This window comes from Maribacter stanieri (genome assembly GCF_900112245.1).
In the GTDB taxonomy this organism is placed as follows: domain Bacteria; phylum Bacteroidota; class Bacteroidia; order Flavobacteriales; family Flavobacteriaceae; genus Maribacter; species Maribacter stanieri.
Genome location: NZ_FOYX01000001.1, coordinates 1,731,564 through 1,757,674, shown reverse-complemented (window position 1 = coordinate 1,757,674; position 26,111 = coordinate 1,731,564). Strand labels below are relative to the sequence as shown.

The window sequence follows — 26,111 nt, the reverse complement described above, 5'->3', positions numbered from 1 at the left end:
TTTAATTTTACTAATGATATAATTTAACTTAACTACATATAACTAATCATCAAAGCCCACTTTCGATAAATATAATTTAGTCAGCCATTCTTCAACTTCACCACTTTATCCGCCTCTTCATCTCCTCTACTATATTGAAAGCAGCAGGACAAATAGCTACATTTTTAAGGGTAAGATTACTTATTTGTTGAAACTTCTTTCGGTCTGTATGCGGAAACTCTCGGCATGCTTTTGGGCGTACATCATAAATAGAACAATAATTATCCGCTCCTAAAAAAGTACAAGGTGTTTGTTGTAAGACGTAATCATTTTCTTCATCGACACGTAAATACGTTTCAATAAATTTTTGAGCTTTCATTCGGAACGATTTTGATATACGCTCTACGTCAGCATTGGTAAATAACGGACCCGTTGTTTTACAACAATTGGCACAGGTAAGACAATCAGTTCGTTTAAATTCAGCCTCATGCAATTCTTGCATGGTATAGTCCAAGTTCTTAGGGGGCTTTTTACGAAGCTTGGCAAAAAACTTTTTATTTTCATTATGTTTCTCACTCGCCTTTTTTGGCAATTCACGTAAAACCTCTTCCATGTCTTAAATTAATTCTTCAAAACTAGGAAAGTAGTACCAAAAAGCGAGACTTTTGTATTGAGAAATACAAGAATTTTGAACGAAGACATTATAGGTACCGCACTTTTAGATTATCAAAAAGGAAATTATTCAGAAGATATTATCACATATTCTTCTTTAAATGAAGAGGATGTTTTACCACTTCCTTATATGTTCAGAGAATTTAAAGATATGCCAGACATAGAACAAAAGGCATTAAGCTTGTGTTCAGGCCAAGTATTGGATGTGGGTTGTGGTGCCGGTAGTCATGCCCTATATCTACAAAACATGGGCATTTCCGTAACTGGTTTAGATGCATCAAAAGGTGCAATTGAAGTTAGCAAGCTGCGGGGATTAAAAAATGCTATTCACGGCAATCTAGAAGATTATCAAGGTCAACAATTTGATACTATTTTGGTTTTAATGAATGGTGTGGGTTTGGCTGGAACTCTTAATGAACTAGAACAATTCTTTACCAAACTAAAATCGCTTTTAAAGGATAACGGACAAATTCTATTAGACTCTAGTGACATTATTTATATGTTTGAAAATGATGAAGACGGTGGCTATTGGATTCCCGATAACGTTAATTACTATGGTGAAGTAAGCTTCTCCATGGAATATAAGAAGCAAAAAAGCCAGTCTTTTCCATGGTTATATGTAGACTACAACACCTTGCAAAGAGCCGCGAGTTATAGTAATTTAACATGCGAACTTGTAATGGAAGGCGAACATTACGACTATTTAGCAAGATTGACGCATATGAAGTAATAGGGTAAGTTTATTTACGTTATCCTTATTAGACAATTTAGAGTTATGAATAAATTCAAAAGTTTCTTAGTAGCATGTATATTGGTATTTACCATTTCTTGCTCTAAAAATTCTTCTGACAGTGACAATTCAGATACATCAGTAAATAAAAGTGCCAATTTATTGGCTACTGGAGATTCTGCTAGAGATATATTATCTAACGATAATTTTGATACACTTGTAATTGAGATTGCATATGTTACTGGTTTTAAACCAACAGAATCTGCTATCACCCAATTTACCGACTATCTAAAAGAACACACATTTAAAGAAGAGATAGAATTGGTTTACACAGAGCTGTCAAGCCCTTCTGAAGATGAATTAACACTTCAAGAAATCGCAGACCTAGAAACAAAAAATAGAACCGTTTTCAATACTGGAAGCTCATTGGGCATCTATATTTATTTTTCTGATGCACCGGCAGAAGGTGATGATCTTGAAGATGGATTGGTAACCTTAGGGTCTGTATACCGCAATACATCAATGATTATTCATGAAGTAACGGTTAGAGAATTAGCTACACTGAGCTCTTCTATTAATGAGGCAGATGTGGAAACCACCACTCTTAATCATGAGTTTGGCCACCTATTTGGTCTTGTGGACTTAGGAACCGACATGGTAAACGACCATCAATCTGAGTCTGAAAATGAAGACGGACAGTTGGTAGGCGACAATCATTGTAACCAAATGGGATGCCTAATGCGCGCCGAGCTCCAATTTGGCAGTTCTACAGGAAAATCATTACAAACTAATTCCAAAGCAACATACGAAGACGGAATAAAATCTGGTTGTGTATTGTCTGGCACAACAGTATTAAACCTATTACAGCAAAACACTGCTAAAGGCGAAAATACTGTAGATTTAGATGCTGAATGTTTATTAGATATTCGTGCAAACGGTGGTCGTAACTAAGACCTATTAAGATTTAAGGGATATTTAAATACTTATGGGTTTGCAATGAAACTTTCCATTTAGGATTTTTCATTACATAATCTACGATCATTGGCACAACCTTATCCCTAACACTCCATTCTGGTTGCAAATACAGTATGCAATTAGCGTTAGTTTTAGCGGCTTGTTCCTCTGCAAAAATTAAATCGTGTTTATTATAAACTATGACTTTAAGCTCATGCGCTTCGTCATAAATACGCCCTTCAGGTAATTTGTTCTTTTTTGGAGAAAGACAAATCCAATCCCAATCTCCAGAAAGTGTATAGGCACCAGAAGTTTCGATATGTGTTTTCAAACCTTTTGCCTTCAAGGCATTTGTAATTGGGTTCATGTCCCACATTAAAGGCTCACCACCTGTAATTACAATTGTATCAGAATATGTAGCAGCATTATCCACTATCTTTTCAATAGCTGTAGGCGGATGCGTTTCTGCATTCCAACTCTCCTTTACATCGCACCAATGGCAACCAACATCACACCCACCAACACGAATAAAATAAGCTGCTGTCCCTTTATGAAATCCCTCACCCTGTATAGTGTAAAACTCTTCCATTAAAGGCAAATACAACCCTTTATTCACTTTTTCAAGTACCTCCTCATTTTTCATTTGGCAAAGATACGTTTTAGTTCACAATTTCCTTAGAAAGTAAACATTGGTCTATTATAACCCTAGATGGTCATCAATAGTCCACAAATGTTAAAAATTAGTGATATTTAAGGCAGCCCTTGCCTTTTGGTTTGGTTAAAAATCAACTATTTTTATCGAAAATAAATAAAATGGCCGGTACCGAAGATTTTTTTGACCACATAGAAAAAGGGTATACTACAAAAGGTGACTACATAAATATGGGTGCAGCTATTCTTAATGGCGAGGCTGTAAAAAATGCTTTTGTAAAAATACCTTTAAAAACATTAAATAGACACGGGCTTATTGCAGGTGCTACGGGTACAGGTAAAACAAAAACACTTCAGGTACTGGCAGAGAATTTATCAGAAAAAGGTATTCCCGTTTTATTGATGGATTTAAAAGGTGATTTAAGTGGATTGGCACAACCAAGTCCTGGTCACGCAAAAATAGATGAACGTCACGAAAAAATTGGCTTCCCTTTTAAAGCAAGTAGCTTTCCAGTAGAAATACTTTCGCTTTCTGAACAAGATGGAGTAAAACTAAGAGCTACCGTATCTGAGTTTGGTCCTGTTTTACTATCACGTATCCTAGACCTTTCTGAAACGCAGTCTGGCATTGTTGCCGTTGTTTTTAAATACTGCGATGATCAAAAAATGCCATTGTTAGATTTAAAGGACTTTAAAAAAGTATTACAATACGCAACAGGTGCCGGTAAAGCAGAATTCACAAAAGAATACGGTAGAATATCAACAAGTTCTACAGGTACTATTCTTAGAAAAATTATAGAGCTAGAACAACAAGGAGCCGAATTATTTTTTGGAGAAAAATCTTTTGATGTAAACGACCTTACCCGTATCGATGAACAAGGAAGAGGCTATATTAATATATTACGTTTAACGGATATTCAAGATAGACCAAAATTATTCTCAACATTTATGTTGAGTTTATTGGCTGAGATATATGATACGTTCCCTGAACAAGGTGATAGCGACAGACCAGAATTAATATTGTTTATAGACGAGGCTCACCTTATTTTTAAAGAAGCTTCCAAAGCACTATTGGATCAAATTGAAAGTATTGTTAAATTAATTAGATCCAAAGGTATTGGATTGTACTTTGTAACCCAAAACCCAACCGATGTACCAAATGATGTATTATCGCAATTAGGTTTAAAAGTGCAACATGCGCTAAGAGCATTTACGGCAAGAGATAGAAAAGCGATAAAATTAACGGCAGAAAATTACCCTGAGTCTGAGTTTTACGATACTAAAGAAGTACTTACCTCTTTAGGGATTGGAGAGGCATTAATATCTGCCTTAGACGAGAAAGGTAGACCAACACCACTTGCTGCTACGTTATTACGCGCACCTATGAGCCGTATGGATATCTTGACAGATACAGAACTGAAAGAAGTAATTGACAGGTCTGCATTGGTTAAAAAATACAATGAAACTATAGATAGGGAAAGTGCTTATGAAATTCTGAACGAAAAAATTGAGAATGCCGAAAAATTAGCCGAGAAAGAAAAGAATAAACCCGCTGCAAGAAAAACATCTAGAAGAACTAGTACCAGACAGAATCCGGTAATTAAAGTATTAACAAGCGCTACATTCATAAGAGGCGTACTTGGAGTATTAAAAAAAGTGATGAGATAGTATTATGAAGTTTACACACACCCTTTTAATAATTTTTGGCTGCTGTTTGCTCATTAACTGTGCAAAAGAAAAAAATAACGATTTTCAAATATCTGGAGACCAGGTAGGCAAATTGAGTAAACAGAGTCTAGCAAGAGATATTGAATTGATTTTTGAAAAAGACTCGGTAGTTAAAGACACCGTAAAATTAAATTTTGGTAGCGGAGCAAGTAAAATTAAAATTTACGAAAGAGGTGGTGCATTACTACTTACTCTAACACCAAATAATGACAGTATTGCCACTATTCAAAATATAATGGTTAATGATGAGCGTTTTGTCACTGAAGAAGGCGTTTCTAAATTGAGCACTTTTAAAGAAATACGTGAAAATTATTCTATTAAAAAAATTATCACTTCTATCAACAATGTAGTTGTTTTACTAAAGGACAGCGACTTATATTTTACCATAGACAAAAAGGAGTTGCCAGAAAGTCTTAGGTACAATGCCAACAGCAAAATTGAAGAGGTGCAAATTCCTGATAACGCCAAAGTAAAATACATGATGGTTGGTTGGGATTGATATACATTTTCCTCTTTATATTCTGCCAACAATTACCCTTATATTGATTTTTAAATAGCAGCAAGTGCCAGTATTCTTTCAAAAGCTTATTCCTAAATTATACGGACTATATTTTAATTTATTAGTTTGGTTCATCCCTAAGAAAATTGCAAAAAAAGCTTTTACAGTTTTTGCTACCGTACGAAAAGGTCGTGTATTACCTAACCAAAAAGAGTATTTAGACAATGCTAAATTTGAAGTAATATCTGTTGGCGAAAATAAAATACAAGTATACAATTGGCCCGGTAGCAAAGAAACCGTAATACTTATACACGGTTGGGAAAGTAACACATGGCGTTGGCATAAGCTGATAGAAAAATTACAAAAAGAAGATTATAATATCATAGCTTTTGATGCACCTGCCCATGGGTATTCTTCTGGAAAAATTCTTCATGCCCCATTATATGCCGAAACATTACAAGCACTTTTATTAAAATATGAGCCAAAGATGGCTATTGGTCACTCGATGGGAGGTATGACTTTGTTATATAATGAGTCTAAAAACCCGAACAGCCATATTGAAAAAATGGTAACTGTAGGTTCTCCTTCAGAATTTCATGAAATACTTAACCATTATAAAAACCTGTTAGGCTTCAATGATAAGGTAAGAGAAGAAATAGAAAAATTAGTTTACAAGAAATTCAATTTTACTACTGAAGATTTTTCTAGTTCCAAGTTCGTTCAAAACAACCATAAAAAAGGATTAATTTTTCACGATAGATTAGATCAAATTGCACCTTACCATGCTTCTGTAAATGTTAATGAACATTGGAAAGGAAGTGAATTGTTTAGCACGGAAGGCTTCGGACATTCAATGCACCAAGATGTAGTTAATGATAAAATTATTGATTTTTTAAAGCATTAATATCTAGTTTATTAAAGCACAAACGTAGTTCTATTTTTATTTATTTTTAAAATAAAAATGGCAAAATCAAATAACAGACCTCGTATAAAAAATGAGGAACAATATGAAGCTTTAGTCGATAAGGGATATAGCAAAGAAAAAGCTGCCCGTATTGCAAATACTGAAAATGCTGGTAAAAAGGGCGGAGCTGCATCTAATTACGAAGACAGAACTAAAAAAGAGTTGTACGACCAAGCCAAGAAAATTGGCATAGACGGACGCTCAAAAATGAATAAGAAACAATTAATATCGGCACTAAGAAATAACTGATCATGCAAAACGTAACACCATTTCACATTGCTATTCCCGTTCACAATTTAGCAGAATGTAGAACTTTTTACAGAGAAATTTTAAATTGCGAAGAAGGTAGAAGTAGCGACCATTGGGTAGATTTCAATTTATTCGGACATCAGTTGGTGATACATTACAAGCCAAAATCAGAAGCAGAAACCGTACATCATAATCCCGTGGACGGTCACGATGTTCCAGTTCCACACTACGGTGTGGTTTTACCTTGGGATACTTTTCAAAGCTTTTCAGAGGAGCTAAAATCAAAAGGTGTAACGTTCGTCATTGAACCTTATGTACGTTTTGAAGGTAAAGTTGGTGAACAAGCCACAATGTTTTTCTATGACCCTGCTGGTAACGCTTTAGAATTCAAAGCCTTTAAAGACATGGGGCAGTTATTTGCAAAGTAACCAGACCTAATTTCTCAAAAGGCATTTTACAAAAAAACCACTAACATTTATTAATGTTGGTGGTTTTTATATTAAGAAAATCTTGATTCTAAATGATAATTATTGAGACCAAGAAGTTGGCACTCTATCCCATCTGTGCTTTAATAATTCTTCATATAGTTCTTTAGAAAGTCCTACACCATCACTAGTTGCAGTATTTGCTAATACATTACGTTGTTTACGCATCCCAGGTATGGTAGTACCAACATTATCGTTCATCAATATAAAACGAAGTGCCATTTCAGCCATGGTCATTCCCTCAGGAATTAATGGTTTTAAGGCATCGGCATGCTCTACCGAAGAAAATAAATTCTCAGGAACAAAATAGGTGCCGCGCCAATCCCCCTCAGGGAAAGTAGTTTCTTTAGTGATGTTTCCCGTCAATGTACCTTCATCAAAAGGTACTCGTGCAATGGTTGCGATATCCAACTCTTCACAAAGCGGAAAAAGTTTATCTACAGGAGCTTGATCAAAGATGTTATATATTACTTGAACAGCATCCAAGAGACCCGTTTTTAATGCTTTTACGCCATTTTCTGGCTCCCAACGGTTCATGCTAATACCCATTGCCGCTACTTTACCAGAGGTTTTTAAATCTTCAATAGCACGTTGCCATTCTTCTCTATCGCTCCAAACATCGTCCCACGTGTGAAATTGCATCAAATCAATTTGTTCTAACCCTAAATTTTTTAAAGTCTTATGGGTATACTCCACAATATGCTCCGTAGGATATGAGTCCTCAAATGCATACTCAGGTTTCGCCGGCCATTGAAAATTTTTAGGTGGTATTTTACTAGCTGTGTATATTTTTTTAGAGGGATGTCTTTTTACCAAATCACCAAGCAATTCCTCACTATGTCCTTCTCCGTAACCCCAAGCAGTATCAAAAAAATTGACTCCGTTTTCTACGGCAAGGTCCAAAGACTTTGCGGATTGTGCATCATCACTAGCCGTCCAACCAGCCATACCCCACATTCCATACCCTATTTCACTTACTAGCCAATCTGTTCTCCCGAATCTTCTGTATTTCATCTTTAAATAAATATGTAATTAAAACTGAATAGACTTTTACTTATACCTCCAACTCGTCAAATCTGCACCTTGCGGAGCACTTGCTTCAATACGTTCCATAATTTTAGGTACGTACATACTATTATATCTAAGTCGCGTAATAGCATTAGGCTGATTTGGATCACCGTTCCAGCAATGCTCATCGCGGTCGCCGTACTTTACTTCCCCTTCATAATAAGGATCCGTGGTACTTTCCAAAAAATCTTCCATTAAGTACACTGCATTATTTAAGTAATAGTTATCCATATCTCCACAATAGATATGTATTTTCCCTTTTAGGTTATCACCTAGTTTATCCCAATCACGTTCTAGAATATGACGTAAATCAAAATTCTCTTTCCAATATTCTGCAACTTCATGATCTATCTCACCTGTCTTTTTATCCCAAATCCTAACCGGATAACCATCTTTGCCTTGTGGCGAATAGGTAGCCTCCCAAATGTCCCATTGTTGCCCTGATCTTGACTTATCTCCTAATACTAGCTCTAAATGATTGCCTTGACGCAATGTAGATTGTATTTGACCTAGATAATTTCGATGCGATGGTACTTCTAATTTTTTATGTGCACTTGGATAATAGTATGCATTATCGTCCTCATAGATATTGGTCAGCGTATAAGCCCTAAAATCTATAGGATCTGGGCAAGCTGCAAAACACCCATTATACTCATTAGGATATTTAACTTGAACTGCCAATGCTTCCCAACCACCAGTTGATCCGCCATACAAGAAACGTGACCAACCTTCGCCCATTCCCCTAAATTTTTTTTCTATCTCTGGAATTAGCTCATAGGTAATCGCATCTCCATAAGGTCCTTGACTTGCCGAATTTACAGCATAAGAATCATCATAATATGGTGTTGGATGTTGAATTTCTATAATAATAAAGCGTGGAAAATCAGGTTCGTTCCAACGTTTATAAAAATCATACGCCTCTTGTTGCTCTATTATATTATAACCTTCGATACTAAATCTTTCAGAATACTCAGGTTTCATTTTAGGGTCAGGCGGTGTAGTTCTAAAACCTCCGAAATCTGAAGGAAAATGACCGTGAAAAACCATAAGAGGATACTTAGCTTCAGGATGTTCCTCAAATCCTTTTGGAAGCAAAACATGGGCTCCTAAAAAAACATCACGACCCCAAAATTCCGATAGTTTTTCTGATTTTACCTTTACATGTTTAATCCACTTGGTATCTTCTGGCTCTTCAATTGGCGGTATTACCTGATCCAACTCTACAGAAACATTTTCAAAACCATTGCTGGCAACTCTTATCTTAAATGGCTTACTGTATAAATTACCAGGTGATTTTTGCCACTTCTGCCCTTCGCCATTATCCATAGGCAACTTTACTGTATGCCCTGTAGACAGATTAAAAGTTTCATATACATTTAGTAGTGCCTGAACATTATATTCCCCCGGCGGTACGTCCTTTAAACTTTCATATGGGTATCCAAAAACAGTTTCATCAAAAGTTAAGACAGAATCCTTAGCCCAATTCTCTACATTCATCCCAAAAATGAGTTGGGTATTTAATCCGTCATTAATTTGAAACCTAGGCTCATCACTATCATCCGAAGATAACATAAGCAATAAACGACCATCTAACGTTGTAGATCCGACATCCTCACTAAAGGAAACTTGAATTTTATGAACCGGCTCAACCACCTTTTCACAACTTACAAAAAGACCTAATACTAATGCAATGGCAACTATTTGTTTTATCATGGTAAATTATATTTTCAAGCTTAAAGATAATTAATGAAATCTCTCTATTGAATTTTAGAAATCAATATTATTTTAAAACTAGTAATTAAGAAAATACGAGATAGTTAATTTATAAGGCAGGAAAGGTGATTGTAAATACAGCTCCTTCATTTGGAGCACTGGCTACTGAAATTGTACCGCCTAGACTATTAATTTGATTATGAATTAAAAATAGCCCTACACCTTTGCCATCTTCGGTAGTATTAAAACGCTGGTTTAAACCAAAAATCTTATGTCCATTCTTTTCCATATCAAAACCTTGCCCGTAATCTTTAAACAAGAGCACCTTCTTACCTTCTATAAAATCTGATTTAATTTCAATTTTAGGAGGAACACCTTGGATTGTATATTTTATGGAATTGGTAATAAGGTTCAAGAATATACTTTCCATATAAGCATTGTCAAAATAAACACTTTCACAGACAGAAAAATCAAAGTCAATTTCTGTTTTAGAATTCTTTAGTATTGACCCTAGTGTACTTTGTGTTTTAGTCAAAATGGTCTCAAAGCTAACTTCTGTAAGTGAACTTAAACCTTTACTTGCATTTTCTGCTAAGCTCAGATACTTCTCTAAAGACTCTTTTACACCTTTAGCTGAAATCTCCATATACCTAAGTACCTGTATCGTATCTTCATCATGGATTACCGAGAAATCTAACACATCAAAAAGAGAAATTAGATTATTCATTGGTGCCCTTAAATCATGTGAAGTAGTGTAGTTTAATCTCACAAGATCTTCATTTACCGTCTTTAGTTTGGCAAATTCTAGAATACGCTCATTTTTTAAATTCATTTCGCTGGTAATATCCTTTGCAATTGCATACACCAACTTTTCTTCATCTACTGGCACAGCGCTCCAAGACAACCAAATTATCTTTCCCGATTTACTGACATACCTATTTTGAAAACTTAACAGCTTCTTATTTTCATGAAGACTTGCCCTTGTTTGTTGCGTAGCATCTTTGTCTTCATCAAAAACGAAATCATTAATCTTCTTTGAAAACAACTCTTCTTTTGTGTATTCAAGTAAATTAATAAACGCCGGATTTACATCTTCAAAATATCCATCATAATTGGCAATGCAAAGCATATCTACCGATGAATCAAAAAAATGGTTCAATTTCATATACTTTCTTTACTGGTTTAAAACCGCCAGAACGACTGTTTTTAATTGCATTGCACCTTTAAACTTAGACAAAATATAAACTAGCATAATAATAACCACTAAAAAATTTAATTCCAACTCCTTGTCAATTTGTTAATTAATTGATTCTTAACAAATACCATTTTAAATAAAAATTCGTTTTATAATAGTTGTATTCATGATAACCGCTAAATAACACCTATTATGAGAAAAATTTTAATGATAACTATTATTCTTTGTTCAGTTACATGCATTGCCAGTTGTGATTATGACGACAGTAATGACATTGATATCTTAACACCTAATGATAGTACAAATACAGGTATTACGATTAAGAAATTGCCGCAATAAAAAAACCTTCAACTTTAATTAGTTGAAGGTTTTTTTATTGTTGAAAGAAATTAATTTCTATTTCTATGTCTCTCTCTAGCCAATAATGTGTTTTTCAACAACATTGCAATCGTCATAGGACCTACTCCACCAGGTACAGGAGTAATAAACGATGCTTTTTTACTTACATTTTCAAAATCAACATCACCGGTAATATAATATCCTTTCTCTTTAGTCTCGTCTGGCACTCTAGTAATACCCACATCAATTACAACAGCATCATCTTTTACCATTTCAGCCTTTAGGAAATTAGGCACTCCCAATGCTGATATTACAATATCTGCCTGAGAAATAATTTGGGTAATATTTTTAGTGTGACTGTGGGTAAGGGTTACCGTGGAGTTTCCCGGCCATCCTTTTCTACCCATTAAAATACTCATAGGTCTACCAACGATGTGACTACGACCTATTACCACCGTATGTTTACCTTTTGTATCAACCTTGTAGCGTTCTAATAATTCAAGAATCCCAAACGGAGTAGCAGGTATGAACGTACTCATATCCAAAGCCATTTTACCGAAATTGGTTGGGTGAAATCCGTCTACATCCTTATCCGGATCTACTGCCATAATCACCTTTTGAGTATCTATTTGTTCTGGTAAAGGCAATTGAACGATAAAACCGTCGATATCATCATCAACGTTCAATTCTTTAATCTTGTTCAATAATTCTTGCTCAGAAGTAGTACTTGGCATTTGTATTAAGGTAGACTCAAAACCGATACGCTCGCAAGAACGCACTTTACTACCTACATAAGTTAAACTAGCACCGTCACTACCTACAATAATTGCCGCTAGGTGAGGTACTTTTTCACCTCTTTCACGCATCTTAGCTACCTCAGCCTTAATTTCCTCCTTTATTTGATTGGATACTTTTTTACCATCCAATAATTCCATATCCGTATCTTTTTAATTGTGTTGTTCGCTTATTATTTCATTCCTTTCATGGCACCCATCATCTGCATCATCTTTTTGCCACCACCGCCTTGCATCATTTTCATCATCTTGCTCATTTGATCAAATTGCTTTAAAAGCTGATTGATTTCTTGAACTTCTCTACCAGAACCTTTTGCAATACGCTTTTTTCTACTAGCATTTAATTTAGAAGGCGTAGAACGCTCTTCTGGAGTCATTGAATAAATAATAGCTTCAATATGTTTGAAGGCATCATCATCAATATCTAAACCTTTTAAGGCTTTTCCTGCACCAGGAATCATCCCCATAAGATCTTTCATATTACCCATCTTCTTGATTTGCTGAATCTGGCTCAGGAAATCATCGAATCCGAATTTATTTTTGGCAATTTTCTTTTGGATCTTTCTTGCCTCCTCTTCATCAAATTGCTCTTGGGCTCTTTCTACAAGTGATATAACATCACCCATACCCAAAATACGATCTGCCATACGTGAAGGATAGAAAATATCTATAGCCTCCATCTTTTCACCCGTACCAATAAACTTGATCGGCTTATCTACTACCGATTTAATAGAGATAGCCGCACCACCACGGGTATCACCATCTAATTTGGTTAAGATAACCCCATCGAAATTTAGTATATCGTTGAAAGCTTTTGCAGTATTGACCGCATCTTGACCCGTCATAGAATCTACAACGAACAATGTTTCTTGTGGTTGTATTGCTTTATGAATGTCAGATATCTCTGCCATCATCTTCTCATCTACAGCCAAACGACCAGCGGTATCTATAATTACCACATTGTGCCCATCTGCTTTTGCTTTTGCAATACCTGCTTTGGCAATAGCAACAGGGTCAGTATTATCTCTATCAGAATAAACCGGCACCCCAATTTGATCACCAACTACATGTAACTGATCTATTGCCGCAGGACGGTATACATCACAAGCTACTAGTAATGGATTCTTAGATTTTTTAGTTTTAAGAAAATTTGCAAGCTTACCAGAAAAGGTAGTCTTACCAGAACCTTGTAAACCAGACATTAAAATTACCGATGGATTACCGGATAGGTTAATACCTTCTGACTCACCTCCCATTAACTGGGTAAGCTCATCTTTTACAATTTTCACCATTAACTGACCTGGCTGTAAGGTCGTTAATACATTTTGCCCCAATGCCTTTTCTTTTACCCTATTGGTAAATTCTTTGGCTATTTTAAAGTTAACATCGGCATCCAATAAGGCTCGGCGTACTTCTTTGGTAGTCTCTGCAACATTAATTTCTGTAATCTGACCATGTCCTTTTAGTACATGTAAAGCTTTATCTAGCTTATCGCTTAAATTATCGAACATTCTTTTCTTTTTTAAGGGGTTACAAATTTAATAATATTCGATGCTATTTCCGCAGCATGTACCACAAAATCTACAAAACAAAAGAGCACCCATTAAAAATTGGATGCTCTAAAGTTGCTTGTGGGGCAAAAAAGGAATTACATTTTCATAAACTCCCTAACTAAAACCTCCATCAATACCGCCAACGAGGCCCAACTCTTTACTGTTAACGGTATATTTTTGGATGTTCTAATCTTACTCTCTTTCTAATATTAAATGGTCGTATAAACCAGTGTCATTTTCATGTTTAAGCTCAATTCTCATATCATCTACCTCTAAAATTTGATAATCATTAGCTAAAGGCAAGTAATTACTGCCTGGTTCAAAAGAAATTATCATTTCTAATTTACCGTTAAAGTCATTTCTATATACAAACCAGCTACCGTTGCTGAAAACTTCACCATTTAAGTTTCTAACTTCTAAGCTACCATCATCATCTAAATACAGTTTTACATCTGCAAATAACGTGGTGGACTCATCGTTATTCTCTGCGAAATATGCTATATCCCACTCGGTGTCATCGAAAATTGTTTCAATAAATTCAATATCATTTTCGTCATCATCTATACATTTCTTAACTATTACCAATTCATAAAAAGTTTCTTCAACATTGAATTTTACAATATCGTCTTCTAGGTCTGTCAACAACCACTCAAAACTTACAGCACTTTCATCCTCCATAACTATAGCTACTACAAATACGCCTTGTGTATTAGTAGATACCGTCCATGTACCTTCAGTCACAGTGGTTTCGTTAGTTAGTGTTACAACCCCATCTACCTGAAATTCAAACTCATCACCTAACAATCTATTGATTTGTACATCATTGTTCTTAGCAGTTTTAATCACCCAAGCACATTCTCTCAAAGTCTCTGTAATGCTTTCAACAGTTTCCTCAACTAAATCCTCATCGCAGAATTGTTTCATAACAATTCTATTGCTATCATCACTGTATAATTTAATTTTATCATCGCCCAAATCATACACATCCCACTCTAAGTTGAAATCGGTATTCGACTCAAAATCCATAGTAAGTTTTGCACCTTCGTCACCAACTGTACTTGTCCAAGTACCTTCAACAGTAGTAGCTCCTGTAAACCCAGTTAGCACAGTACCATCTTCTTTAAAATTTAAAATGTAGTTCACATATTGTGGTGTCTGGTCAATATCATTTCTTTTAAATTCTATAACGAACCAAACACATTCAACTAGTTCTTCATTTATTTCATCTAGATCAAAATCATCATCATTATAATCATCGTCGTCGTCTTCATCACAATCATCTTTGGCATTTTCAATTGCACTAGCCAGTTCTTGATTATTTTCTACTGTAATAGTCGTTTGATCATGCAACTTTAAGGTTAAAGGAAAATCAAAACTAATTAAGTTATCGTCATCTAAATCCTTAAAAAACAATCTTAACTCACGATCACTTGTAACCTCTATAGTATTTGTTTGTTCCAAATTGACGTTAAATGAAAATAACGTCATTGGATACACAAAATCTATACACTCTATATCATCGTCATCACCACCTTCTTTACATTCTGCGGCTAACTCGCGTAAATCTTCCAATCCGTTAATAGTAATTTCAGAGAAATCACCAGCTGTTACGGTAATAGGAAAGATAATATCCAATAAGTTTTCATCATCTTCTACACTATCAAATATATCTTCAATTTGTTCTATATCATCTTCAGATTCAATAGTGAGTGTTAATCCATTTACCTCAACGGTATAAGGAAAGTTTATTTGATAGCAACTTGTACCATCAACAATGTTATCACAAGAACCATCATTAGAACTGGTTCGTTGAATTAAGTCTGCAGTAGTAGAGTTTGCAGTTATTGTTTGTGGTTCTTCACCTGTGTTGATTTCCTCAATTTCATCTTGGCAAGCTGTAAAACTTAATGCAATTGTTAGTAGGCTAACGTACATTGCATAATTAAATATCTTTTTCATATTACCGGGGTATTGTTTGTTATTATGCTTCTAAAACAACTGACTATAAAAATACCCTACCTCCCTTTTTATTTTTTTTAAAATATCTTTGGCAAAAAGCAATCCATTGAAAGCAGAAGACCATTTAAATGTATGTGAAGAGCAGGTTTATAAGAGAGTTTTTAATGAAACGTCTAAAACTATCTTCAATTATATTTATTACAAATTCGGTAACGAAGAAAAAGCCAATGATGCGGTGCAAGAAGCTTTTGTTAAGCTTTGGGAAAATTGCGCAAAGGTTACACCTGTAAAAGCAAAATCATATTTATACACTGTTGCGAACAATCTTTATCTTAATGTGATAAAGGCAGAAAAAGTACGCTTAAAATATGCAGACGCCACTTTAAAAACCACCAATGAATCTCCTGAGTTTATTATGGAGGAAAATCAATTCAAAGAAAAATTGGATAATGCATTGAATAGTCTACCAGAAAATCAGCGTACTACTTTTTTACTCAACAGGATAGATGGTAAAAAATATGCAGAAATAGCAGAAATGGAAAATGTAAGCGTCAAAGCAATAGAAAAAAGAATGCACTTGGCCCTTAAAAGTCTAAGGGAGCAGATTGATGGCTTATAGATAAATTTAGTACAGAAAAAATTATATTTAAGAATAAAGTAGGGTAAACTATTATTTAGTTGTTATACTACTGTAAAGCTAAAAACATGCAAGATAATTACTTAGCAAAATGGCTTAATGATGAGTTGACCGAAGCCGAGTTGGTGAAATTCAAAAAATCAGAAGCCTTTAAAACATATCAAAAGATTAAGGAGTCTACTTCTCAGTTAGAATCTCCTGAATTTGATATGGATAAAGCATGGGCAGCTATTGACCAACATAAAACAACAACGGAGGAAACTAAAGTTCATGTGCTCTCTCCATTTAAAACATTTCTTCGTATTGCCGCTGTTATAGCAGTATTGCTAGCGGGATCATTCTTTTACTTGAGCACCTTAAACGAGTCTTACACCACAGCCTATGCAGAGCATAAAGCCATAACCTTACCAGATACATCTGAGGTAATTTTAAACGCGGAATCTGAGTTGGCTTTCAGTGAAAAAAAATGGAATGAACATAGAAATGTAGATCTTAAAGGAGAAGCTTATTTTAAAGTTGCCAAAGGAAAAAGGTTCACGGTAGCCACCTCTCAAGGATTAGTTACTGTATTAGGAACCCAATTTAATGTTGAAACCAGAGAAGACTATTTTGAAGTTACTTGTTTTGAAGGATTAGTAAGTGTGACCATTAACAATAAAGAAACAAAATTACCTGCGGGAAATTCTTTAATGACTATAAATGGAAATAGCACAATGTCAAAAGCCCCATTAAATGGCGCTCCTTCATGGTTATCTAAAGAGAGTTCTTTTGAAAGTGTTCCGCTACATTATGTTATGGATGAATTACAGCGACAATATGATATTGAAGTTTCCACCAAAGAAATTGATACAGCTCAACTTTTCACAGGAACTTTTAGTAACCACAATATAGATCTTGCCCTAAAAAGCATAAGCGTTCCTTTACAAATTAAGTTTAACTTAGAAGGGAATAAAGTGCTGTTCTATGCAGAAAAGGCACCAAAATAATTTTATCGTTTTTCTATTCTTGTTGGTTTTCAGCATGAATAGTTATGCCCAAACCATAGATAACGATAGTATTCTATTACGCGATTATCTTTCTGAATTGGAGACATCGTTCAATGTGAAATTCTCCTATGCCGATAGTGATGTAAATGCCATTTATATAGAAAAATCTAATTCAGATTCACTTGATGCTATTCTTAATTCACTTAGAGAAACAACTGAAATTACCATCACTAAACTTAATGACCGTTATTATACACTAACTAAAGCATCAACTATAACAATATGTGGTTTTGTTTTAGACAATTTTGAAGAGAACACCATACCTGGTGCTACGGTTGAAATATATGAATCTAATTTATCGGGAATTACGGATGCCAATGGTGCTTTTAGTTTTGAAAATGTTCCTAGAAATTCCTTGATACAAATTAAACATATTGGCTTTAAACCAATATTCATAGAGGCAAAAGAATTCATTAAAACTACCGACTGCAAAACTATTGCCATGGCACTCAGTTACCAAGAATTGGACGAAGTCATTGTTACGCAATTTCTAACCACAGGGCTTAATAAACTAAGTGATGCCAGTATTGAATTGAATACTGAAAAATTCGGGATTCTACCTGGTGTAAGCGAGCCAGATATTCTACAGACAGTACAAGCGTTACCAGGTATAAAAAGTGTTGATGAAACTGTATCAGATATTAATATAAGAGGTGGTACTAATGACCAAAACCTAATTCTTTGGGATGGCATAAAAATGTACCAAACCGGACACTTTTTTGGCTTAATATCTGCATTCAATCCCTATGTAACCGAAAAGGTATCCATCATTAAAAATGGAACATCTGCCATTTATGGTGGCGGCGTAAGTGGCACGTTGAGTATGAAATCTATGCAAGAACTTCCATTATATGCTAAAGGTGGTGCCGGTTTTAACTTAATCTCCGGTGATGTTTTTGGCGAAATTCCCGTTAATGAAAATTTAGCCATCCAAATATCTGCCCGTAGATCGTATACAGATTTCTTGAATACTCCAACCTACACTACATTTTCAGAAAAAGCATTTCAAGACACGGAGGTAGATAATGAAAGTGAATTTTATTTTTATGATTTTACAACTAAGTTTATCTACGAAATAAATCCTTACCATCATGTTAGTGCAAGCATGATCACCATGAGCAACAATTTAAATTACCTAGAAACTACCAATAACGGCACAGCTCCCAATAGAAGTAATCTCAACCAAGATAATTTCTCTATTGGAAGTCAGTTGCAAAGCGAGTGGACAGATGTCTATACATCGCAACTAAGTTTCTATTACACACAGTATGATTTAGATGCCCTATCTATTTCAAATAACGACACTCAACAGCTTACCCAAAATAATCTGGTAAAAGAATCGAACGTAAAACTCACTACTAATTATCAATTATGGGACACTATAAATTGGATGAACGGCTATGAGTTTACCGAAACAGGAATTGAAAATACTACCAATATTAATCAGCCTCCTTTTGCAAGTAATATTAAAGGGGTTATTCGGCATCACGCATTATTCTCTGAACTAAATTATAGTTCAGAAAATGAAAAATTAAAAGGTTCACTAGGTGGAAGGCTTAATTATTTTGAAAATTTAAATACGTTTAAAGAATATGTTTTTGAACCTAGATTAAATGTCACCTATGAGTTTTTACCCAATTTTAAAACCGAGGTTTTAGGAGAATTTAAAAGTCAGGTAACCAATCAAATAATAGATTTAGAACAGAACTTCTTGGGAATTGAAAAAAGACGATGGATTCTTTCTGATGGAGATGCCCTACCTATTACTAAAAGCAAACAAGGTTCTATTGGTTTTAATTATGACACTGATAAGTTCTATGCTGGCATAGATGGGTTCTATAAAAAGGTAGACGGTATAAATGTCTATACACAAGGATTTCAAAACCAAAATCAGTTTGATGGGGAAATAGGTTCTTATGTCGTAAAAGGAGCCGAGTTTTTAATTAATACGAAAAACAATTTCTACAGTGCATGGCTTAGTTATACCTTCAATAAAAACGATTACACTTTTGATGCCCTATTACCTACCATATTCCCAAATAACTTAGATGTAAGACATGCCGTTACACTTGCCGGAAACTACACCATCGGTAATTTAAAATTAGGATTGGGCTTAAATTATAAATCTGGCAAACCCTTTACACAACCAGATAAAAACGACCCAATTAATGAAGCTGTTTTCCCAAATGAAATAAACTACGAGGAATCTAACAGCAGCAGGCTACCAGAATACCTAAGAGCAGATGCATCGGCTATATACACCCTAAATATAAATGATAAGGTAAAAACAACCCTGGGAGCATCTGTACTGAACTTCACCCATAGACGTAATACCTTAAATACATATTACAGATTACAAGAAGATAATACCATTGAAACCATAGAACGGTTATCGTTGGGTATTACACCAAATTTCAGTTTACGAATAAGCTTTTAAGCTTACATACGCTCAGGCACCTCTACACCCAATAATTTAAATGCATCTTCTATTACATCTGCTACTTTTTTGGATAACTGAACACGTAGAATTTTTTTCTGATCGTCAGCCTCCCCAAGTATGGAAACTTGCTGGTAGAACGAATTGAATTCTTTTACCAAATCGTAGGTATAATTAGCTATCAATGCAGGACTATAGTTCTCTGCAGCCAATTGAATGGTGTCAGGGAATAGTTGAAGCTGTTTTATCAATTCCTTTTCCTTGCCATGTAATTCAGACACATTAGCATCCTTAGAAATTACAATACCCATACTTTCTGCCTTTCTTAAGATAGATTGGATTCTAGCGTACGTATATTGAATAAAAGGACCAGTATTTCCTTGAAAATCAACAGATTCTTCTGGGTCAAATAAGATTCGTTTTTTAGGATCAACTTTTAAAATGTAATATTTTAATGCACCTAAACCAATCATCTTATAAAGCGACTGTTTTTCTTCTTCATTGTAATCTTCTAACTTACCTAGCTCTTCAGAAATGTTTGCAGCAGTTTGGGTCATATCAGCCATTAAATCATCGGCGTCAACTACTGTACCTTCTCTACTCTTCATTTTACCGCTTGGTAAATCTACCATTCCATAACTTAGGTGGTGCAATTTATTAGACCATGAAAAACCTAATTTTTTAAGAATTAAGAAAAGCACTTTAAAGTGATAATCTTGTTCGTTACCAACGGTATACACCATGCCATTTACATCTGGATGATCTTTTACACGTTGTATAGCCGTACCAATATCTTGGGTCATGTAAACTGCAGTACCGTCAGAACGAAGAACTATTTTCTCGTCTAATCCGTCTTCAGTCAAATCTATCCAAACACTACCATCTTCCTTTTTAAAGAAAACACCTTTTTCAAGTCCCTCTGCAACTACATCTTTCCCTAAAAGGTACGTATCACTTTCATAATATAGTGTATCAAAATCAACCCCTAAATTTTTATAAGTAACCTCAAAACCTTTGTACACCCAACCATTCATGGTTTTCCATAGTTCAACGGTTTCCGATTCTCCTGCTTCCCATCTTAAAAGCATTTCTTGAGCTTCCAATAATATTGGAGCTTCCTTTTCAGCAACTTTTTGATCAGTACCGTTAGCTACTAATTCTGCTATTTGCTCCTTATAAGCTTTATCGAATGCCACATAATAATTACCGACTAGTTTATCTCCTTTTAATCCGGTAGAAAAAGGTGTTTCTCCATTTCCAAATTTTTGCCAAGCCACCATACTTTTACAAATATGGATTCCGCGGTCATTAATAATTTGTGTTTTATATACTTTCTTACCTGAAGCTTTTAAAATTTCAGCAACAGAATATCCTAATAAGTTATTACGAATATGCCCTAAGTGTAATGGCTTATTAGTATTTGGCGAAGAATACTCTACCATTACGGCATCATCAGATTCTTTTACGAAACCAAAATTTTCTTCAGATGTAATTGAATTGAAAAAATCCAGATAAAAACTATCGTTGATAACGATATTCAAAAACCCTTTGATCACATTAAAGCCAACAACTTCATCTACATGCTCTTGAATATATGCACCTATTTGCTCTCCAATTTGCACTGGGTTGCCTTTTACAACACGTAACATAGGGAAAACCACAATTGTGATATCTCCTTCAAAATCTTTTCGGGTAGGCTGAAATTCTACATTTGGCAATTCCTTGTCAAAGATAGATTTAACCGCTTCTTTTACTTTATCTGATAGTACCTCTTGAATATTCACCAAAACGTTTAATTAAGCCTGCAAAACTAATCATTTTTAGTCTTTTAAGGTAAACAGATTCGTCATTCATTTCTCATTTGGTTAACTTTAATAAAAACACGGTAAATAAGCTAGCATGCTTGTAAATGTATCTTACAATAATAAAGAGGTTACTAAAAAAATCGATCAACAGGTAGGCAAGCCATTTACGTTGAAAGAACGTTGGGCGATGGGCGGTATTGGCTCTCCAAAACTCACTATTACCGAAACCAGTATCGAAATAAGAAATTTACTGATTTTAGATAATAACACAGATACTTGCAATGTGGAAATAAGACCTAATGGCATTATTGTCGGTTTTCGTTCTCTGTTAGAATCTTATGCTTTGATCATACCCTATTATAAACTTACATTGTATAAAGGAGAAGCATCAGTATATTCAATATATAGAGATCAATATTTTATAAAAGTTGCCTCTGATACGAAAGCTGTACAGAAGTTTTTTAAAAAACTATTAGCGTACAAAGCGGATAACGCACCAACCTCAATAGAAGATTTATGAACCTGCCTAAATTAGAAATAAGGTTAACTAAAAATCAACAAAACCTCTTACTGTTAGGCTGGTTTATAGTTGTTCTAAATTTTATAATTGTTGCAATTTTCTACACAGAATTACCTAATAAAATACCTAGCCATTTTAATTTTAAAGGAGAAATTGATGGCTATGGCTCTAAAGATTCTATTTGGACATTTCCAGTCTTGACACTAATAATTTATCTCTTTTTAAACCTTGTTATCAAAAAAGTAAAACCTTGGAACATGAATTATCCGGTCAGTTTATCCAAGAGAAATGCCCCTGAACTTTATAAAATTTCTTTGCGGATGTTGGTTTATTTAAGTCTAGCCATATCAATTATGCTAACACCAATCCTAATAGAAATCATTGCCCAAGCATACGGATTAAGCTTTTCTTTTAATTTCACAATAATCACTGCATTCATTGTAGCATTTGTAACCATAACACCACTTTATTACATTTTTAAAATGTACCAAATACCCAGATAATGAAAATACTTCTCACAGGCGCAAATGGTTATATAGGCATGCGATTACTACCGCAGCTTTTAGATATGGGACATGAGGTTGTATGCGCCGTTCGTGATGAGGCTAGATTATCCGTAGACAAGGAAACTAGAAGTAAAATTGAGGTTATAGAAATTGATTTTCTAGAAGAGCCAAAAGAAAATATTGTTCCAAATGATATTGATGCTGCCTATTTTCTGATCCACTCCATGAGCTCATCAACACAAGATTTTGATGAAATGGAGGCTAAAACTGCTGAAAATTTCAATAAATATGTTGCAAAAACTCAAATAGAACAAGTAGTCTATTTAAGTGGAATAGTAAATGACGACAACCTTTCAAAGCATTTACAATCTCGTAAAAATGTTGAAGACATTCTTTATCAAGGCAAATTTAAATTAACGGTGCTTAGAGCAGGTATCATCGTTGGATCTGGAAGTTCATCTTTTGAGATTATTCGTGATTTATGCGAGAAATTACCTGTAATGATTACCCCTAAATGGGTATTGACAAAGACACAGCCTATTGCAATACGCGATGTAATTACTTTCTTGACAGGCGTTTTAGGAAATGAAAAAACATATAACGACTCTTTTGATATTGCCGGCCCTAATGTACTTACATACAAAGAAATGCTTCATAAGTATGCAGAAGTGAGGGGCTTTAAAAACTGGATTTGGACTGTACCTGTCATGACGCCTAAGCTATCTTCTTATTGGCTATACTTTGTTACCTCAACATCATACAAGTTAGCATTGAATTTAGTGGACAGTATGAAAATTGAGGTTATTGCAAAAGATACCAGATTACAAGAAATTCTCAATATAAAACCTCACACATACAAGGAAGCCATAGATTTAGCTTTTAAAAAAATAGAGCAGAATTTAGTTATTAGTAGCTGGAAGGATAGTATGATTAGTGGTCGTTTTGTAGACAATCTGGAAAAGCATATACAAGTTCCAAAATATGGTGTACTTAAGGATCACAAACAAATTAAAGTAAAAAATCCTGAGGAAGTACTACAACGCGTATGGAGTATTGGCGGCGAAACTGGTTGGTATTATGGCAATTGGCTTTGGAAAATTAGGGGCTTTATGGATAAACTTTCTGGCGGTGTTGGTTTAAGGCGTGGCAGAACACATCCTGACAGAATATACGCTGGTGATTCCTTAGATTTTTGGCGTGTTCTTTTAGCAGATAAAAAGGCAAAACGCCTTTTGTTATTTGCAGAAATGAAGTTGCCCGGCGAGGCTTGGCTAGAATTCAAAATTGATGATGATAATGTACTACATCAAACAGCGACATTTAGACCACGTGGTTTGCGTGGTAGATTATATTGGTATAGCATAGTGCCTTTTCACTACTTCATTTTTGGCGGAATGATTAAAAATATTGCCAGTCAATAACTGAATATAAAGTTCTAAAACCTATAATTATAACGTAAGTTTTGATAGCTTCAATGGTAGCTCGGTCAATCTCTCTCCCGTTAAGCGTCTAACGGCATTTGCAATTGCAGCACCAATAGGTCCTAGTGGTGGTTCGCCCACTGCACCGGGAGTATCTTTTCCTTGTAGCAAAACAACATCTATTTCCTTTGGAGCATTTTTCATTAATGCCATTTGATAAGGACCGTATATTGTTGGTGTTAACTCCCCATCTTCCACAAACATTTGTTCGTATAACACAGCACTCATTCCCATAATTACACAACCCTCGCACTGTGCACGTATTTGGTCTGGATTCACCGCTAAACCCGGATCTAGAGAAACTGTTACCTTATGAACAATTATTTCGTTGTCTATAATTGAAACTTCAGCAACTTGAGCGCATGGAGTATTAGCATCTATAGAAGCCGCAAAACCCATAGCACGACCATTTGTTATTTCTTCAGAGTAGTTTGCTTTTTCAGCGGCAGCTTTAATTACATTTTTTAGACGCACACCAATAGCATCATCCGCAATTTGCTGAAGTCTAAATTCTACAGCATTCTTATTAGCCTTCAGCGCCATTTCATCCATAAAACTTTCCATGGCGAATGTGTTTGCCAATAAACCAAGACTACGCCACCAACTGGTAGCAAATGGTAAATCTACATGCCAATACACTGCTCTGAAATTTGGAATACCTGAATATTGAATGAACCCTCCACGTATTGCCCCAACATCGGCTCCAATAATAGGAGGTAAAAAATTAGGTATTAGTGCAGAGTTGTTACCAACATCTCCACTAACAAATTCATGTTCCAAGCCATGTAAAAGTCCGTCTGTATTTAATTCTCCTTTTATAACGTGATGGGTAGGCGGTCTAAACATATCATGCTGAAACTCTTCCTTTCTACTGAAAAAATATTTTACCGGTTTACCCACAGCTTTAGACATTACAGCAGCCTGTACAGCATGTGGTGTATGCAATCTTCTACCGAATCCTCCACCTAAATAAGTAGGTATTATATTAACCTTATCAGTATCCAGACCTAATCTTTTAGCAACTTCTTTTCTAGTGATACCTACAACTTGAGTAGAAATTTTTACAATTGCGCTATCACCATCAACTGATGCTACTACTCCATTTGGTTCAATTTGGGCATGTGCTCCAATTGGAGTTCTAAATTCTAGTCTTACTAAATCACCTTCTTCATTTAATGAATCTCCATTCTTTTGAATGATGGTAGATTTACCATTACCAACTGTAATAATTTTTGTAATTGCTTCGGTATTCAAATCTTTATAGCTATCCCAAGTGACATTAATAGCATTCTTTGCATTTTCTGCTTCAAGCATAGATTTTGCGACAACACCAACAAAATCCTCTTCAACCACAATTTTTATCACACCAGGCATATTTTCTGCAGTAGCAATATCTGCACTAACAAAAATTGATCCTATTTTGGTAGGTCTTACAATTGCGCCATAAAGCATATCTGGCATTTGAGCATCCATCCCAAATATAGGATCTCCAAAAACCTTGGCATCTAAATCTACCCTAGCAATGGGTTTACCAACATATTTATACTCTTTCAAGCTTTTTAATTTAGGAGTATCAGGCACTTCCCAATTCTTTACACCTTCAGCAACTTGTGCATAAGTCAAAGATTTTCCAGTACCGGATATAACTCCATCATCAATTTGAAGTTGGGTTACATCAATATTCAATTTCTGCGAGGCTTCTTTTAAAAGCATCATTCGTAACATTGCAGAAAGTTCTCTAAGTGGCTGCCATAGACCAGATATAGAAGTACTACCACCCGTTGCAAAACTATCTACATTGCCCGTTGAAGAAGCTGCATGTACAACTTGAATTTGTTGCATAGATACAGAAAGTTCATCTGCAGCCATTTGGGCAATACCAGTAAAAGTTCCTTGACCCATCTCCATTTTAGGAGAATGTAATACTATATTATTTTCAGAAGTTACCTCAAACCAAACCATCGGCTGATCGGTGTTATCTGTATATGGCATTTCTAAAGAGTTAACCGTACCTAAAATTTCTCTACGAATAGCATTGCGAAAAATATATGTCCCGATGGCTAAAACACCAATAGTACCCAAACCACCTCTTACTAAAAATTTACGTCTAGAAACTTTCTTAGCTCCACTACTTTTATCCCCCATCA

At 35.0% G+C, this 26,111-nt stretch carries 24 protein-coding genes; 14 read left to right on the top strand and 10 right to left on the bottom strand.

The genetic code is table 11. From position 1 onward, the window contains the following. Positions 1-97: 97 nt before the first annotated feature. A complete protein-coding gene (locus BM296_RS07575) occupies positions 98-592 on the bottom strand; it encodes a YkgJ family cysteine cluster protein (protein WP_091902508.1) in 495 nt (164 codons plus the stop codon). Positions 593-649: 57 nt separating this feature from the next. Between BM296_RS07575 and BM296_RS07570 the strand changes: the two genes are divergently transcribed. Both BM296_RS07570 and BM296_RS07565 read left to right on the top strand, forming a co-directional pair. Further along, positions 650-1,381 (top strand): class I SAM-dependent methyltransferase, encoded by a 732-nt coding sequence (locus tag BM296_RS07570; RefSeq protein ID WP_245786979.1) that lies wholly within the window; start codon positions 650-652, stop codon positions 1,379-1,381. A gap of 45 nt (positions 1,382-1,426) precedes the next feature. Next, complete coding sequence (locus BM296_RS07565; protein ID WP_091902506.1) at positions 1,427-2,332, top strand: hypothetical protein; 906 nt, start codon at positions 1,427-1,429, stop codon at positions 2,330-2,332. 13 nt (positions 2,333-2,345) lie between these two features. Here BM296_RS07565 and BM296_RS07560 read toward each other — a convergent pair whose 3' ends face one another. Beyond that, entirely contained in the window at positions 2,346-2,978 is a 633-nt protein-coding gene (locus tag BM296_RS07560; RefSeq protein ID WP_091902505.1) for a 7-carboxy-7-deazaguanine synthase QueE, read from the bottom strand. A gap of 170 nt (positions 2,979-3,148) precedes the next feature. Here BM296_RS07560 and BM296_RS07555 point away from each other — a divergent pair, with 170 nt between their 5' ends. The 5 genes from BM296_RS07555 to BM296_RS07535 all read left to right on the top strand — a co-directional run bounded on the left by BM296_RS07555 (position 3,149) and on the right by BM296_RS07535 (position 6,854). Next, positions 3,149-4,654 carry a helicase HerA-like domain-containing protein gene (locus BM296_RS07555; RefSeq protein ID WP_091902504.1) on the top strand — a complete coding sequence of 502 codons (1,506 nt, stop codon included), beginning with the start codon at positions 3,149-3,151 and terminating at the stop codon, positions 4,652-4,654. Between the two features lie 4 nt (positions 4,655-4,658). Next, positions 4,659-5,213 (top strand): hypothetical protein, encoded by a 555-nt coding sequence (locus BM296_RS07550; protein WP_027064778.1) that lies wholly within the window; start codon positions 4,659-4,661, stop codon positions 5,211-5,213. Positions 5,214-5,277: 64 nt separating this feature from the next. Then, positions 5,278-6,117 carry an alpha/beta fold hydrolase gene (locus tag BM296_RS07545; protein WP_091902503.1) on the top strand — a complete coding sequence of 280 codons (840 nt, stop codon included), beginning with the start codon at positions 5,278-5,280 and terminating at the stop codon, positions 6,115-6,117. Positions 6,118-6,174: 57 nt separating this feature from the next. After that, entirely contained in the window at positions 6,175-6,426 is a 252-nt protein-coding gene (locus BM296_RS07540; protein WP_027064780.1) for a DUF7218 family protein, read from the top strand. 2 nt (positions 6,427-6,428) lie between these two features. Beyond that, positions 6,429-6,854 (top strand): VOC family protein, encoded by a 426-nt coding sequence (locus BM296_RS07535; protein WP_091902502.1) that lies wholly within the window; start codon positions 6,429-6,431, stop codon positions 6,852-6,854. 99 nt (positions 6,855-6,953) lie between these two features. Here the strand turns inward: BM296_RS07535 and BM296_RS07530 are convergent, their stop codons facing one another. The 3 genes from BM296_RS07530 to BM296_RS07520 all read right to left on the bottom strand — a co-directional run bounded on the left by BM296_RS07530 (position 6,954) and on the right by BM296_RS07520 (position 10,857). Further along, positions 6,954-7,925: an aldo/keto reductase gene (locus tag BM296_RS07530; RefSeq protein WP_091902501.1), complete on the bottom strand. Its 972-nt coding sequence runs from the start codon at positions 7,923-7,925 to the stop codon at positions 6,954-6,956. A gap of 36 nt (positions 7,926-7,961) precedes the next feature. After that, on the bottom strand, positions 7,962-9,692 hold the full coding sequence (locus BM296_RS07525; protein WP_091902500.1) for an alpha/beta hydrolase-fold protein: 1,731 nt from the start codon (positions 9,690-9,692) through the stop codon (positions 7,962-7,964). A gap of 109 nt (positions 9,693-9,801) precedes the next feature. Then, on the bottom strand, positions 9,802-10,857 hold the full coding sequence (locus BM296_RS07520; RefSeq protein WP_091902499.1) for a sensor histidine kinase: 1,056 nt from the start codon (positions 10,855-10,857) through the stop codon (positions 9,802-9,804). Between the two features lie 222 nt (positions 10,858-11,079). On the opposite strand from BM296_RS07520, the gene BM296_RS19520 reads away from it, so the two are divergent. Next, positions 11,080-11,226 carry a hypothetical protein gene (locus BM296_RS19520; RefSeq protein ID WP_218157868.1) on the top strand — a complete coding sequence of 49 codons (147 nt, stop codon included), beginning with the start codon at positions 11,080-11,082 and terminating at the stop codon, positions 11,224-11,226. 50 nt (positions 11,227-11,276) lie between these two features. Here BM296_RS19520 and BM296_RS07515 read toward each other — a convergent pair whose 3' ends face one another. The 3 genes from BM296_RS07515 to BM296_RS07505 all read right to left on the bottom strand — a co-directional run bounded on the left by BM296_RS07515 (position 11,277) and on the right by BM296_RS07505 (position 15,532). Next, the gene (locus BM296_RS07515; RefSeq protein WP_027064785.1) at positions 11,277-12,161 is read right to left on the bottom strand and encodes a bifunctional 5,10-methylenetetrahydrofolate dehydrogenase/5,10-methenyltetrahydrofolate cyclohydrolase; all 885 of its coding nucleotides are present in this window, start codon (positions 12,159-12,161) and stop codon (positions 11,277-11,279) included. 32 nt (positions 12,162-12,193) lie between these two features. After that, positions 12,194-13,531 (bottom strand): signal recognition particle protein, encoded by a 1,338-nt coding sequence (gene ffh / locus BM296_RS07510; protein WP_091902498.1) that lies wholly within the window; start codon positions 13,529-13,531, stop codon positions 12,194-12,196. A gap of 234 nt (positions 13,532-13,765) precedes the next feature. After that, positions 13,766-15,532: a hypothetical protein gene (locus BM296_RS07505; RefSeq protein ID WP_245786978.1), complete on the bottom strand. Its 1,767-nt coding sequence runs from the start codon at positions 15,530-15,532 to the stop codon at positions 13,766-13,768. 106 nt (positions 15,533-15,638) lie between these two features. Here BM296_RS07505 and BM296_RS07500 point away from each other — a divergent pair, with 106 nt between their 5' ends. The 3 genes from BM296_RS07500 (at position 15,639) to BM296_RS07490 (ending at position 19,652) form a co-directional block, all read left to right on the top strand. Beyond that, positions 15,639-16,151, top strand: coding sequence for an RNA polymerase sigma factor (locus tag BM296_RS07500; protein WP_091902972.1), 513 nt, complete (start codon positions 15,639-15,641; stop codon positions 16,149-16,151). Between the two features lie 86 nt (positions 16,152-16,237). Continuing rightward, the gene (locus BM296_RS07495; RefSeq protein WP_091902497.1) at positions 16,238-17,155 is read left to right on the top strand and encodes a FecR family protein; all 918 of its coding nucleotides are present in this window, start codon (positions 16,238-16,240) and stop codon (positions 17,153-17,155) included. Continuing rightward, entirely contained in the window at positions 17,133-19,652 is a 2,520-nt protein-coding gene (locus BM296_RS07490) for a TonB-dependent receptor (protein ID WP_091902496.1), read from the top strand. The genes BM296_RS07495 and BM296_RS07490 overlap by 23 nt, the downstream gene beginning before the upstream one ends. 2 nt (positions 19,653-19,654) lie before the next feature. Here the strand turns inward: BM296_RS07490 and argS are convergent, their stop codons facing one another. After that, positions 19,655-21,436, bottom strand: coding sequence for an arginine--tRNA ligase (gene argS, locus BM296_RS07485; RefSeq protein ID WP_091902495.1), 1,782 nt, complete (start codon positions 21,434-21,436; stop codon positions 19,655-19,657). 115 nt (positions 21,437-21,551) lie between these two features. On the opposite strand from argS, the gene BM296_RS07480 reads away from it, so the two are divergent. From BM296_RS07480 to BM296_RS07470, 3 genes are read left to right on the top strand one after another with little or no spacing between them, the layout of a single operon-like run. Continuing rightward, on the top strand, positions 21,552-21,977 hold the full coding sequence (locus BM296_RS07480) for a hypothetical protein (protein WP_091902494.1): 426 nt from the start codon (positions 21,552-21,554) through the stop codon (positions 21,975-21,977). After that, positions 21,974-22,480, top strand: a complete 507-nt coding sequence (locus BM296_RS07475) for a DUF1648 domain-containing protein (RefSeq protein ID WP_091902493.1) — start codon at positions 21,974-21,976, stop codon at positions 22,478-22,480. The genes BM296_RS07480 and BM296_RS07475 overlap by 4 nt, the downstream gene beginning before the upstream one ends. Then, positions 22,480-23,904 carry an SDR family oxidoreductase gene (locus BM296_RS07470; protein WP_091902492.1) on the top strand — a complete coding sequence of 475 codons (1,425 nt, stop codon included), beginning with the start codon at positions 22,480-22,482 and terminating at the stop codon, positions 23,902-23,904. Before BM296_RS07475 ends, BM296_RS07470 begins: the two co-directional genes overlap by 1 nt. Before the next feature lie 27 nt (positions 23,905-23,931). Here BM296_RS07470 and BM296_RS07465 read toward each other — a convergent pair whose 3' ends face one another. Further along, on the bottom strand, positions 23,932-26,109 hold the full coding sequence (locus tag BM296_RS07465) for a xanthine dehydrogenase family protein molybdopterin-binding subunit (protein ID WP_091902491.1): 2,178 nt from the start codon (positions 26,107-26,109) through the stop codon (positions 23,932-23,934). Positions 26,110-26,111 lie beyond the last annotated feature (2 nt).